A 13,122-nucleotide genomic window follows, 5' to 3' on the forward strand; every position below is an offset into this window, starting at 1 on the left:
TCTGTTAAGATAAAAACAAATCTGCTCAATCTGCTAGAAACTTTTTAATCTCAATTCTTAGAAAACAATCGTTTTAAAGAAATCGTTTTATCGTAAAACGTAATTCGGATTCCGAAAAGAAGAATAATTCCTCCGAAAACCATCTGCAAAGTTATTTTTTCCTCCAAAAACAACCAAGCCAAAATGGAGGTAATTACGGCTTGACTTAATAAACTCAGAGAAACTCTCGTTGCGCGCATGTGCTGTGTTGCATAACTAATCGAAAGCCAAGCACACAATTGGCAGATTACGGCTTGCAAAACCAATACAAACCAGCCTGCATTTGAAAATCCAGTGAAAGGTTCGTGTAACGAATAACATAAAATTCCCAAGTAAATACTGGAAGCTAGTAAACTAATGGTCATAAACGATAAAACATCGACTTGCGATAAGACATTTTTGCTCACTAAAAGGTAGATCGAATATAAGATTCCTGATAAAACAGCGAACAGAAAAGCTTGATTGAAATTCAAATCGATAAAAAATTCAAATCCAACCAAAGTCACCATTCCGAATAAAGCGACCAGAGTTCCAATCCAGAAATTGACCGCAGGTTTTGATTTTAAAAATAAAAAGGATCCAACGCCTACCCAAACCGGAGATAAATTAGTCAACAAGGAAGCCTGAGTTGCACTTGATTGTTGAATAGCAATATTCCAAACAGCAACATCCGAAGAAAATAAAACGCCGCAAAGTACCGCTAAAAGTGCAAATTTTAATTTTGGGAGTTTAAAATTTCCGCTGAAAAGAACATAAGGCAGTAAAAGCAAAACAGCAAAAAACATTCGGTAAAAAGCCGAGATTAATCCTGGTGTTAAACGTAATTTAACCAATATTGGGAAAATCGATATGCAAAGTATACCGCAGATTAGGGCTAATCTTGGTTTGGTGAGTTTCATTGTGAGTTTTTAGCTAAGGTCTTGTTTTTAATAATGCGAATCAAAAGTAAAAATGTCCGTTAGGGAAAACAAAAGATTTGTAGAAATTAACATAACATAAAAAAACAAAGATGTGCCGTTAGGCACATTTTGATTTATTGTAATAAAAATTAGGATTAAATTTGTTTTTGTGTGGTATTATGCGGCAAGCATTTTTTCGTAGGCATTTTTAATTTCAATGTCCGAAAAAGGTTCAAGTGCTTCTACCAGTTTGCTAACGGTTTTAATGCAGTTGATCATTTTGATGCGGAGATCTTTATAATCTCCAACTTCTGTAACCAGAATTGCTTCAAAAATTTCACACAAATGTTCCGGCTGATCCCTGATTTCGTCTTCAAACCAAATGTCTGATAGAAATTGTGCCATTGCTGTCATTACAGCGGATTCTGTTGGTTTTTGATTTTCTTTAGTCATAATCGAAAATTTAAACGCACGAAACCCTCGCTTTAGGTGTGACTAAATATCCGAAGATAGATTTAGGGCAGTTTCCCGCTCCATCACCATAACAAGGGTTCGCTTATTGTTAACTTTGAATAAGTTTATTTAAAGTCATCAGATATTTAGTCGATACAAACTTACAATTATAAACTTATATAAAAGTAAAAAACATGAGAAATTTCCCATGTTTTTAATATTTCCATTCTTAGAAAGAACTTCTTAGTTTACAGTTGCGCCATTTGGTGCATCGGCATCTGGATTTACAAAAACCAGTTTTCCTTCTGCATTTGTTGTCATTAAGATCATTCCTTGACTTTCAACACCACGCAAAGCTCTTGGCGCTAAGTTTGCTAAAACAGAAACTCGTTTTCCAATGATTTCTTCTGGAGAAAAACTCTCGGCAATTCCCGAAACAATCGTACGAACATCAATTCCTGTATCTACTTTAAGAACTAAAAGTTTGTTTGCTTTTGGCATTTTTTCAGCTTCAAGAATAGTTCCAATACGGATATCCATTTTCGCAAAATCCTCAAACTGAATTAAGTCTTTTTGTGGTTCAGCTTGTTTGTTTTCAGCAAGATTTGCCGTTTTTGTTGCTTCCAATTTATCTATTTGTTTTTGTATTTCTTCGTCTTCAATTTTAGCAAAAAGCAATTCTGCTTCTCCAATTTTGTGTCCAGCTGCAATTAATTCTGAATTATCTGCTACATCAGACCATTTTAAGTTTCCTTCGTTTTTAAGGATTCTCGAAAGTTTAGCTGTTGTAAAAGGTAAAAATGGTTCAGATAAAACACTTAAAGCTGCAGCGATTTGCAAGGCCACATACATTTGAGTTTTTACACGCTCTGGATTGTCTTTCATCACTTTCCAAGGCTCTTCGTCTGCCAGATATTTGTTGCCTAAACGAGCAACATTCATCAATTCTCCTAAAGCTTCACGGAATCTGTAACGTTCCACCGAACTTGCAATTACTGCTGGATATGCTTTTAATTCGGCTAAAGTTGCTTCATCGATTTCTGTAAATTCGTTTGGAGCAGGGATAATACCATCGTAATATTTGTTGGTTAAAACCACCACACGATTTACGAAGTTTCCAAATACGGCAACTAATTCGTTATTATTTCTAGCCTGAAAATCTTTCCAAGTAAAGTCGTTATCTTTTGTTTCCGGCGCGTTTGATGTTAAAGCGTAACGTAGAACATCTTGCTTATCTGGAAACTCTTCTAAATATTCGTGCAACCAAACGGCCCAGTTTTTAGAAGTCGAAAGTTTGTTTCCTTCCAAGTTCAAAAATTCATTTGCGGGAACGTTGTCTGGTAAAATGTAACTTCCTTCTGCTTTAAGCATTGCTGGGAAAATAATACAGTGGAAAACAATATTGTCTTTCCCAATAAAGTGAACCAATTTGGTTTCTTCATCTTTCCAATATGGTTCCCAATCTTTTCCTTCTCGTGCTGCCCATTCTTTTGTAGAAGAAATGTAGCCAATTGGTGCATCAAACCAAACGTATAATTTTTTGCCCTCAGCACCTTCAACCGGAACGTCAATTCCCCAGTCAAGGTCACGCGTTACGGCACGAGGTTCTAAACCTGCATCAATCCAAGATTTTACTTGTCCGTAAACATTGGTTTTCCAGTCATTTTTGTGACCTTCTAAAATCCATTCGCGTAAAAAAGCATCGTAACGATCTAAAGGTAAAAACCAGTGTTTAGTTGATTTTAAAATTGGAGTTTCGCCTGTAATAGTCGATTTCGGATTAATCAAATCAGTTGCGTTCAAAGTAGAACCACAATTTTCGCATTGATCTCCGTAAGCTCCGTCATTCCCACATTTTGGGCAAGTTCCCACCACAAAACGGTCTGCCAAAAACTGGTTTGCTTTTGCATCGTATAATTGTTCGGTAACTTCTTCAATAAAATCGCCTTTATCATATAAAGTTCTGAAAAATTCAGAAGCAGTATCGTGATGTATTTTTGCCGAAGTTCTTGAATAATTGTTGAATGAAATTCCGAAATCAGCAAATGATTTGCGAATAATTCCGTCGTATTTATCGATAACTTCTTGTGGTGTAATTCCTTCTTTTTTAGCTTTCATCGAAATAGCAACACCGTGTTCATCGCTTCCGCATAAAAATGCAACATCATTTCCTTGCAGGCGAAGGTATCTCGAATATATATCAGCAGGCACGTAAACCCCCGCCAAATGTCCAATATGGATTGGTCCATTTGTGTAAGGCAATGCCGCCGTAATGGTATATCTTTTTGGATTCTGTATCATCTTTCAAAATTATTGAGTGCAAAAATAAGCAATAGAATTGAAATTTCGTTATTACGCAGAGATTCACTAAGAAAAAGGGCAGAGATTCGCTAAGATTTTTTTGATTTTAGTTCTCGCAAAGATGCGAAGGCGCAAAGTTTTTTGTTTTAAACTAGTAATAAATCGTTCCTATGGAACTTTTTTTCTGGCGACATTTTACAACGGATTAAAATCCGTTGCTACAATATCTTTCGAGCCAACGGCTCTTTTACAAAAATTCCGTAGGAATGATTTATTTTGTAGCAACGGATTTTAATCCGTTGTAAACGAAACGTTATCAAGATGAGTTCCGTAGGAACGATTCATATAAAATAGAACCAGTTTAAACTAGCCTTTGCAGTAAAATCTTCAGGATTTATTTCGCAATCTTTGCGTTCGAAAAAACAAAATTTATGAGCAAGACTAAATTAATCATCAATAAAAACGGATCAATCAAAATTGAAGGTGATTTTGAAATCATGGATCCAGAAGGAGCGCTTTACGGTTTACAAGGAAGATCTGCACTAGGACTTTGCCGTTGCGGATTATCTAACAACAAACCATTTTGTGATGGCGGACACAGAAACAACTTCGAACATGATTCTGTAGCGTTTGATTTACCTCCAATGAAAACGAACTAATCACATTTGTGATAGATATAAAAAAAGCGACATTTTAAAAATGCCGCTTTTTTATTCGAATTATTTTCCAAAGTATTTAGATAATCGGAGTTGAATTTTATCTTGATTCTCTGGGAATGACGCTTTAGGATGTTTTTTCCAATAATCAATTCCTTGTTCTAATGCCATAATGCTTTTTCATTATTTCCTGCTATTAGGAAAAAATCACAAGCTTTAGAATGAAACCATCCTTCTTCGACTATTTTATATGCGGCATTTTCCCAATTCGAAAGATTATCTAAAAAAGGAATCCCTATATTTAAAATATTATCTTTTAGTGTTTTAAGTACGGTCTCTCTTTCTTTTTGATTTATGATTTGAAAATGAGATTCTTTTTTACCATTAATAATTGGAAACTCCCAATCCTTAATATTCCAATCCATTGCTCCTCCCAAACTATCATTTATGGCACTCTCTCCAAATTCAGTTTGATGCCATTTTGAATATTTTTTAGACGAAACGCCAAATGAAGTCCAAAATTCTGCAGACACATTTTCTTGGTTATGTCTGTTTAATTGAAAATGAATTGTCTGAACAAAGTCATCAACCTTTCTTTTGAAAGTTAAATTGCTTTTTGAAAATTTAAAACCAATTTCTGCTAAAGAAGTAAGTAAAGTTTTTTCAATACTTATAGTTATAAGATCTTTTGGTTTCATAATCAATAAACATCTTTTTTATTTGATATCTAAGAAAGTATCATTCTCATTGTAATAGTTTAGACATTCAATTAACTGCAAAATGCTAACATTTGCATTTTGTTCTGTTGCTAAATCTATAACATCTTGAAAATTATCGCATGAATATTTTAACCAATAATCCATTTCTATAACTTCATCCGGATAAATTTCTTCACCATCATCATCTACTTCAATGGGATCTCCAACGTAAATAATAATGTCAGGCGAAAGCTCCTCGTCATCATCTGAACCATAAACATCGTAATAGTATTCAGGATTATAATTTGTAGAACGATCTTTCTTGGCTTGAACAAATTTTATAAAATCACTTAAAACCCATATTTTATTTTTAAAATCAGACATACAAAACATTTTTTACAAATGTAGTATTTTTATTATAAAAAGTGTTTTTTGGGATTGAAATTATGGTCTTTTATAAATACAATTCTCCTTTCATGGTAATTATTGAAGAACCTCCAACTAAAATATCTTCTTCGCGATTCATGACTTCAATTAGTGAAGGCTGTTTTAACCTTACACCTTGAAGAATTTTATATTCTTTATCAGACTTTGTGAATTTCTTCTGCGTTAAAAAACCAATTAACGGACCAGCTGCTGTACCTGTTGCGGGATCTTCATTTATTCCGATTATGGGATTAAAAAATCTCGTTTCGACTATATGTTCCTGACCTTCATCGGCAATAGTGAAACAATAAAAACCTTCAAAATCATATTCTTTTGAGATTTCAATTAAAAGTCGATTGTCGGGAACAAAGCTATTTAGGAGTTCACTATTTTTTATAGGGACCATTGTGTGTGCAACTTCTGTTTTTACTACTGATGGTACAAAAGCATTTACATCTAAATCCTCGATTTTTAATCCAAGAGCTACTGCAATTTTATACGTTGGGATTTCCTGTTTTATAACTGCCGATTTTTGATGCATTTTAACGACAGGATAAAAAGTAACCGGATCAAAACTCACCGTTACTGGAATTGCCGAATGTTTCATGATTACAAAAGGTTCACTTTCGTTTTGTTCGTCAAATATGGGCATTCTTTTTAGTAATGCACCACATACAGCACCCAGTAAATTATGTCCTGCGCCGTCGATTTCTATTCCCGTTGGAGTAAACGAACGAACGATCAAGGCTCTTTCTCTTGCGGAATAATAAACAAAAGAGGTTTCGGAATAGCGAAATTCTTTAGAAATATCCTGATAGGTTTCTAATCTTAGATTACCATTTGTGAAAACCACTGAAAGCGGATTTCCTTTATAGCTTTCGTTTGAAAACACATCTAAAACGTAATATTCTAATGCCGTTCTTTCACTCATACTTTTCTCTTTTTAGCTGAATTGTTTTTCGAAGGCACTAAAATTACGTTTTATTATTGTATTTTTCTTATAAGATTACTACTGTATAGATTATTTTACTATTATTTTATGATTAAAATTTCGCTACTTGAATCAAACATTTCAGCATGAACAGTTTGTAAAACAAGTATTTCGTTACTCTCGAATGCAATGCTTATTTTACAATTGTTTTGGTCAGGTTCGCACCATATTTTGGAAATTACTTTTTGAGAAAGATCAAAATCAGAGGTTTTATCTATATAATCAAAACTTTCATCATCATCATTATCGATATCGATTATGTTCCAGTTTTCCCAAACTCCAAAGCCTGCATCAAGAAAATATTGATGCCAATTGTGATTTTCAACTTTTAGATATATAAGAATAGGTTCTTTTGTTTCTGGGTTTTCGCAAACTACCAGTTTTTCTAATTTTAAACCGTTAAATTCGGTAAAAATAAAATTATCATCTTGAAAAATTCGTCCCTCTTGATTCATGAAATGGCATTATTTAGAAAACTCTTTTTTGCTCAAAACTAAAGTTTATGGTTTTCTCCAATCTTGAAACTCTAGTTTTTTCTTGTTTGGCAGACATGATCCAGTGAACTACTACTCTTTTATAAGAAGGTGCCTGTTTATCAAAATATTCCCAGGCAGTTTCATTCGCCTTAAATTGGTTTTCTAAATTAGGATCGAAAACATAAGCTTCATTTTCATGTGAATAAATTTTGGATCTTTCTTCAGATCTAAAGCTGAAAGCTTTCAATCCTGCCTCTTTCATAAGTCCGGCTTTGGTCAAAACTTCGACTTTTTTAATATTGATGGCGCTCCAAATACTCGATTTTTTTCTTGGCGTAAATCGGATTGTATAACTTTCTTCGTCAATGGTTCTTCGAATACCGTCGATCCAGCCAAAACAAAGCGCTTGATCTACAGATTCTGACCACGTCATACATGGTTTTTTAGTACTCACTCTATAGTAACCTACCAAAAGTTCGGTTTCTGTTTGGTAATTTTTTTCTAACCATGCTCGGAATTGTTCTTGCGTTGAAAAGAAGGTTGGATTCATTAATAGTTTTACAGTGCTAAGATTATTTATACATCTAATAATCTATAAAATTATGATAATTTACAGAAAAGAAAATTGAATTTTATTGACTTTTTGATTTTCTAATTTTTAATCGATACATCATCAATCTATGCTGAGAAGGTTTTAATAATTTATTCTTGAATTGTGTATTTTTTCTCTCAACTTTGCAAAATCAAAATCTCAAAACAAATTAAAATGGAGGAATTCGGCAGAATACTAGTTTCTGAAACAGCAGCAAACAGCGATAATCCGCAGGATATAATCAATTCGAATATTTCAATTATCAATTTAATGCGCGAAGAAGGTGTAAACGATGATTTAATTCACGAAGATGCGCTGACTAGTTATTATCTTGATTATTACTTTTCGCAATATACACAAGGAAATTTTTCTCAGTTTGTGTACAACTCAGGCTGGAACAAAGAATTGAACGAATTAATTGAAGAAGGACTCGCTTTAATTGGTGCCGAAAAACATCTTGAACTATTTCAGTCACAATCGAAACGAGTAAAATTGTTGAGTACCGTTAAAATTGGTAAATTCTTAAAAGGAAAACTTGAAGGTGTAAATCCAACAAGAGATTTATTAAACAACAATGCTTTTTTTGAATTAGAGGAAGATCTTCCGGCTTTAAACGCCAATTTCTTAAAAACTCATCCTGATTTTGAAGCGCTTCCTGTAGAAGAAATCTTTGCTCTTTTGGAAGAGTTTACCGGACGTAAGATTAAAAGAGAGTAGCTTTTTAAGAAGTTAGAGTTATAGAATTACAAAGCTTCAAAGGTTTTTATTCACATTTCATACATGCATTTATAAAATAATACGTGTAAAATTTCGATTTTATTTAAAAAGCTTAGTCAGAATATTTTATATTTGAAAGCCCCTAATTTTAAAACCGAAACCAATGAAAATTAAAACCTACTTAATTCTCAGTGGCATTTTTCTATTTTTTGCCTCGTGCGGGAAAAATGAAAAACAAAGCTCTGACGAAGCCGCCCCAGCGTTAGCAGTTCAAACCGACAAGCCGCCCCAAGCAGTCGAAAAACTGATTTTTAAAAAAAACGAAGAAATAATTTCTTCAGATCAATTGGATTTAAGTCTGCTTCGAAAAACCGCTGAAAACCTAGACATTAAATTCACAACTTTAAAAATTGAAGACATTAGTTCTATTCGGTTTAATGATAACGTCACTTTTTTTGTGATTTGCACCATTAAAAAAAGCGATAAAAAAACGAAATCAAAAGAAGATGATTTAGGAAATCATTACGAAAGAAAATATGTTTTTGTAAATAATGAAGATGGAAAAATTCTAGCCGAAGAAACAGATCAGAATTTGGATTATTATGAAAACGAAGGTCTTAAAGTTGCTAAAACCCTTATTTTAAAAGATTTATTGCAGTTGAATGAGGAAACAAAAGCAATTGCTTTTACTACAGAAGTATATTCAAACAGCAGAGTTTTAATGTATTCTGAAGAAAAATTTACCATTTTAACTTTGGACGGAAACAAAATCAAAAAGCTTCTATACGAATATCCCATCCGGCTTACTAATGGCGATTCGAACGGAGGCGGAACTTACCAGATTGAAACGTTAGAAACTGGAATCAGTGTTTCGGGAACTCCAACAAATGGTTTTTATGATCTGCTGGTTTCTAAAATTTTCACGTATGAAGAAGCTTCAGAAGAAGATCCTGAAAATAATATTGAACAAAAGAATGATTTAAAAGTCAAAAAAGAATTTCAGAAATTACAATACGACGGAAAATCATATTCTTTTAAAAAAGACGATAGAAGCCGGTTTTTATAATTAAAAACCGGTTTTATAAATTATAAATAAATCATGTTTCGAAAAATAGTTTTCGTTTTACCGTTTCTGCCTGTTTTTCTGCTGGCTCAGGAAAAACAAAAAGAAGAAAATGTTACCCGTTATTTTTATGACGATCATGTCGTTTCGGTAGCAATTTGGTACGGTCAAGACAAAAAGCCAGACAGTTCGAAAACCTATTATTCAAACGGAAAACTCAACGAAGCCTTTTACTTTGATAAAGATGGATTGAAAGATGGCGATTCTTTTCAATTCAACATTCAAGGCGAAAAACTAGTAACCTGGAATTTCCTTCACGGGAAAATGACCGGAAGAACAGATCATAAACTCCCATTTCATAAAGATCGGGAAGAATCAGTTAAGAAAGCATTAAAAATGCTGACCGATATTAATACCAGAACAAATTTCAATCCTACTACAATTAATGATCTTTACAATCGAGGTGTTTTAGGTGTAAGTTTGGGAAATAATACTTTAGCAATTGAAGATTTGAAGAAAGTTGAATTTGCCATTGACAAAGACCCGGAAAATAAAAAAATAGTACTTTCTGATTCTGCACAAAAGAAAACCGCCGCTTTCCGAAGTAAGTTATACGATCGTATGGCAAGTGTGTATGCAGCGCTCGAAATGGAAAGCTTTGCCTTCCATTATTACTACAAAGCAATATCGAATGCGCCTAATGATTATAAGATATTATACAATTTTGCAACATTGTTGCAACGCAGAAAATTATACGATTTAGCGCGTTATTATCTCGAAAAAATCGTAATCGAAAAACCCAATCATGCCTATGCATATTGGGGACTTGCGAGATTATACAGCGATACAGGCGAATACGAAAAAGCACTTGAAAATATTGAAAAAGCTTTTCAATATGAAAAAGTCATTATGGAAAAATCGACCGCTGGAGGAAGAAATTTACGCACAACCCGCGGTTTGATTTATCATAAAATCGGAGAATCTAAAAAGGGAATTGCCGATTTGAAAACAGCATTAGAAATGGATAAAAACAATTCGTATGCGATGAAAAATCTTGGCATTATTTATCTCGACCAGAAAAAATACGACGATGCCTGTTCTTTATTCCAAAAAGCCAGAGAACTCAATTACACTTTAACCTACGAGGAGTTTGATTTGGATGATCTGCTAGAAAGCGCGTGCAATAAACGTCAGCCCGAAAAAACAGCAAAGAATAAACCTTTTGTTTTTCCAAATCCAGCAAAAACCGAAATTTTAGTTGAAAATTTCAGCTCAAAAAACTTCGACTTTGAGTTTTTTAACTTTGAGTCTAAATCGGTTTTAAAAGGAAAAACTACAGACGGAACTATAAATACCATTAGTTTAAACCCAGGATTTTATATTTTGAAGGTTACTTTTGGCCAAACAGTTGAAATTTTTAAAGTGATAAAAGAATAAAGACTGTTATAATTATTCAATCTCTGCGAAATATCTTTCTTCGTGGCTAAACTTTGTCACGATCTTCTAAAACATTTCATTAAATTTGCTTCCGTTATAAAAAATACAATAGTTATAAAAATCAAGCTATGTTACAAATCGCATTTATTAGAGACAATCAAGAGAAAGTAATCAAGGCTTTAGCAAAACGAAATATCGATGCTAAAAGCGTTGTTGAAGAGGTGGTGAAACTAGACGAAAATCGTCGTGCAGCACAAGTGGAGCTGGACAAGACTTTGTCTGAATCTAATAAATTGTCCAAAGATATCGGAGAATTGATGAAAGCGGGTGAAAAAGCCAAAGCCGAAATCTTAAAAGAAAAAACAGCTTCATTAAAAGAAAAAAGTAAAGAACTTGGTGAAAAAGCAGAAGCTTTGGCAGTTGAGTTAACCAATAAATTATACACACTTCCAAATCTTCCAGCTGATATTGTACCTGAAGGAAAAACTCCAGATGACAATTTGAATGTTTTTGAAGAAGGCGAAATTCCAGTTTTACATGAAGGCGCACAGCCTCACTGGGAATTAGTAAAGAAATACGATATTATCGATTTCGAACTTGGTGTAAAAATTACTGGTGCTGGATTTCCTGTTTACAAAGGAAAAGGAGCTCGTTTACAGCGTGCTTTAATCAACTACTTTTTAGATAAAAATACCGCTGCAGGTTACACTGAAGTTCAAGTTCCTCATTTGGTAAACGAAGCTTCGGGTTACGGAACGGGACAATTACCAGACAAAGAAGGCCAGATGTACCATGCAGGTCTTGACGATTTATATTTAATTCCAACGGCTGAAGTTCCAGTTACGAACTTATTCCGTGATGTTATTTTAAATGAAAGTGAACTTCCAGTTCTGCAAACCGCTTATACGCCATGTTTCCGTCGTGAAGCAGGTTCTTACGGGGCGCACGTTCGTGGATTAAATCGTCTGCATCAATTCGATAAGGTAGAAATTGTTCGTATCGAGCATCCAGACAATTCTTATGCAGCATTAGATGGAATGGTAGAACATGTGAAAAACATTCTTCAAGAATTGAAATTACCATATAGAATTTTGCGTCTTTGCGGAGGCGATATGGGATTCACATCTGCATTGACTTATGATTTTGAAGTGTTTTCAACCGCTCAAGATCGTTGGTTAGAAATTAGTTCTGTTTCTAACTTCGAGACTTTCCAGGCAAACCGTTTGAAATTACGTTTCAAAGACAAAGATGGAAAAAACCAATTAGCACACACTTTAAACGGAAGTTCATTAGCGCTTCCACGTGTTTTAGCTGGAATTATTGAAAACTACCAAACTCCAGAAGGAATCGTAATCCCAGAAGTTTTACGTCCTTACTGCGGATTTGATATTATAAACTAATTTTTAGTTTTCAGTCACAATCACAGTTTTCAGTCATGCGCTGGAAACTGTGACTGGAAACTGAAAACTGAGACTGAAAATTGAGAGTAATGAAGAATGGAATAGTATATTGGAACGTTGATCCAGTGATTTATTGGATAACAGATAGTTTTCCTCTCAAGTATTACGGTGCTCTTTTTGCCTCTGGACTTCTTCTTGGGTTTTACATCGTCAGAAATATTTACAAAAAGGAAAATCTTTCCTTAGACAATCTCGACAGCTTACTTATTTATGTCATTGTTGGAACTGTTTTAGGTGCCAGACTCGGACATTGTTTCTTTTACGAACCGGGATATTTTTTTCAGCATCCAATAGAAATACTTTTACCAATTCAAAAAATCAAAGGTTCATACGAATTTGTTGGTTATCAAGGATTGGCAAGCCACGGCGGATCAATTGGTGTTTTAACAGCAATGATTTTATACTGCCGAAAATATAAAGTAAACTTCTTTGCACTTTTGGATAAAATGGCGGTTGCCGTTCCAGTTACAGGTGCTTTTATCAGATTTGGGAATTTTATGAATTCCGAAATTTATGGAAAACCGACTGACGGAAGCTGGGGAGTTGTTTTTCAGAGAGATGATTTAATTCCGAGACATCCCACACAATTGTACGAAGCATTTGCCTATTTACTGATCTTCGGATTATTGTTTTACATGTACAAATCAGAAAGAATTCGTAATGCACATGGATTAATCTTTGGAAGTTTCTTAACTTTATTATTTCTGGCCCGATTTATAATTGAATTTTTCAAAGAAAATCAAGAAGCTTTCGAGAATAATATGCTGATTAATATGGGACAGATTTTGAGTGTTCCTTTCATTTTAATTGGCCTAGGTTTGATTTTTTGGAAAAGTAAAAAGTCAGTGTATAGTAATTGAAAAAGTCACAGTTTACAGTGACAGTTTACAGTTTGCCAGATTGAAAACTAAAAA

At 33.8% G+C, this 13,122-nt stretch carries 14 protein-coding genes; 6 read left to right on the top strand and 8 right to left on the bottom strand.

Going from position 1 to position 13,122, the window contains the following annotated elements:
* Positions 1-50 precede the first annotated feature (50 nt).
* From J0383_RS11845 to metG, 3 genes are all read right to left on the bottom strand, one after another.
* Positions 51-938, bottom strand: a complete 888-nt coding sequence (locus J0383_RS11845; RefSeq protein WP_207298586.1) for a DMT family transporter — start codon at positions 936-938, stop codon at positions 51-53.
* A gap of 177 nt (positions 939-1,115) precedes the next feature.
* Positions 1,116-1,391, bottom strand: a complete 276-nt coding sequence (locus J0383_RS11850; protein WP_207298587.1) for a hypothetical protein — start codon at positions 1,389-1,391, stop codon at positions 1,116-1,118.
* 243 nt (positions 1,392-1,634) lie between these two features.
* On the bottom strand, positions 1,635-3,692 hold the full coding sequence (gene metG, locus J0383_RS11855; RefSeq protein ID WP_207298588.1) for a methionine--tRNA ligase: 2,058 nt from the start codon (positions 3,690-3,692) through the stop codon (positions 1,635-1,637).
* Between the two features lie 431 nt (positions 3,693-4,123).
* On the opposite strand from metG, the gene J0383_RS11860 reads away from it, so the two are divergent.
* A complete protein-coding gene (locus J0383_RS11860; protein ID WP_109191044.1) occupies positions 4,124-4,351 on the top strand; it encodes a CDGSH iron-sulfur domain-containing protein in 228 nt (75 codons plus the stop codon).
* A gap of 158 nt (positions 4,352-4,509) precedes the next feature.
* On the opposite strand, the gene J0383_RS11865 is transcribed toward J0383_RS11860, so the two are convergent.
* The 5 genes from J0383_RS11865 to J0383_RS11885 all read right to left on the bottom strand — a co-directional run bounded on the left by J0383_RS11865 (position 4,510) and on the right by J0383_RS11885 (position 7,489).
* Positions 4,510-5,046, bottom strand: coding sequence for a DUF4304 domain-containing protein (locus tag J0383_RS11865; RefSeq protein ID WP_207298589.1), 537 nt, complete (start codon positions 5,044-5,046; stop codon positions 4,510-4,512).
* Positions 5,047-5,064: 18 nt separating this feature from the next.
* A complete protein-coding gene (locus tag J0383_RS11870) occupies positions 5,065-5,430 on the bottom strand; it encodes a DUF7716 domain-containing protein (RefSeq protein WP_207298590.1) in 366 nt (121 codons plus the stop codon).
* A 70-nt stretch (positions 5,431-5,500) separates the two neighbouring features.
* The gene (locus J0383_RS11875) at positions 5,501-6,403 is read right to left on the bottom strand and encodes a PhzF family phenazine biosynthesis protein (RefSeq protein ID WP_207298591.1); all 903 of its coding nucleotides are present in this window, start codon (positions 6,401-6,403) and stop codon (positions 5,501-5,503) included.
* Between the two features lie 101 nt (positions 6,404-6,504).
* Entirely contained in the window at positions 6,505-6,918 is a 414-nt protein-coding gene (locus J0383_RS11880) for a hypothetical protein (protein WP_207298592.1), read from the bottom strand.
* Between the two features lie 13 nt (positions 6,919-6,931).
* On the bottom strand, positions 6,932-7,489 hold the full coding sequence (locus J0383_RS11885; protein WP_207298593.1) for a YdeI/OmpD-associated family protein: 558 nt from the start codon (positions 7,487-7,489) through the stop codon (positions 6,932-6,934).
* 216 nt (positions 7,490-7,705) lie between these two features.
* Between J0383_RS11885 and J0383_RS11890 the strand changes: the two genes are divergently transcribed.
* The 5 genes from J0383_RS11890 to lgt all read left to right on the top strand — a co-directional run bounded on the left by J0383_RS11890 (position 7,706) and on the right by lgt (position 13,068).
* Entirely contained in the window at positions 7,706-8,248 is a 543-nt protein-coding gene (locus J0383_RS11890) for a DMP19 family protein (protein WP_207298594.1), read from the top strand.
* Between the two features lie 163 nt (positions 8,249-8,411).
* Positions 8,412-9,314, top strand: a complete 903-nt coding sequence (locus J0383_RS11895; RefSeq protein ID WP_207298595.1) for a hypothetical protein — start codon at positions 8,412-8,414, stop codon at positions 9,312-9,314.
* Positions 9,315-9,347: 33 nt separating this feature from the next.
* Positions 9,348-10,748 carry a T9SS type A sorting domain-containing protein gene (locus tag J0383_RS11900; protein WP_207298596.1) on the top strand — a complete coding sequence of 467 codons (1,401 nt, stop codon included), beginning with the start codon at positions 9,348-9,350 and terminating at the stop codon, positions 10,746-10,748.
* A gap of 128 nt (positions 10,749-10,876) precedes the next feature.
* Positions 10,877-12,148 (top strand): serine--tRNA ligase, encoded by a 1,272-nt coding sequence (serS, locus tag J0383_RS11905; RefSeq protein ID WP_207298597.1) that lies wholly within the window; start codon positions 10,877-10,879, stop codon positions 12,146-12,148.
* Between the two features lie 89 nt (positions 12,149-12,237).
* Positions 12,238-13,068, top strand: a complete 831-nt coding sequence (lgt, locus tag J0383_RS11910) for a prolipoprotein diacylglyceryl transferase (protein WP_207298598.1) — start codon at positions 12,238-12,240, stop codon at positions 13,066-13,068.
* Positions 13,069-13,122: the final 54 nt, after the last annotated feature.

This window comes from Flavobacterium endoglycinae, assembly GCF_017352115.1.
GTDB lineage: Bacteria > Bacteroidota > Bacteroidia > Flavobacteriales > Flavobacteriaceae > Flavobacterium > Flavobacterium endoglycinae.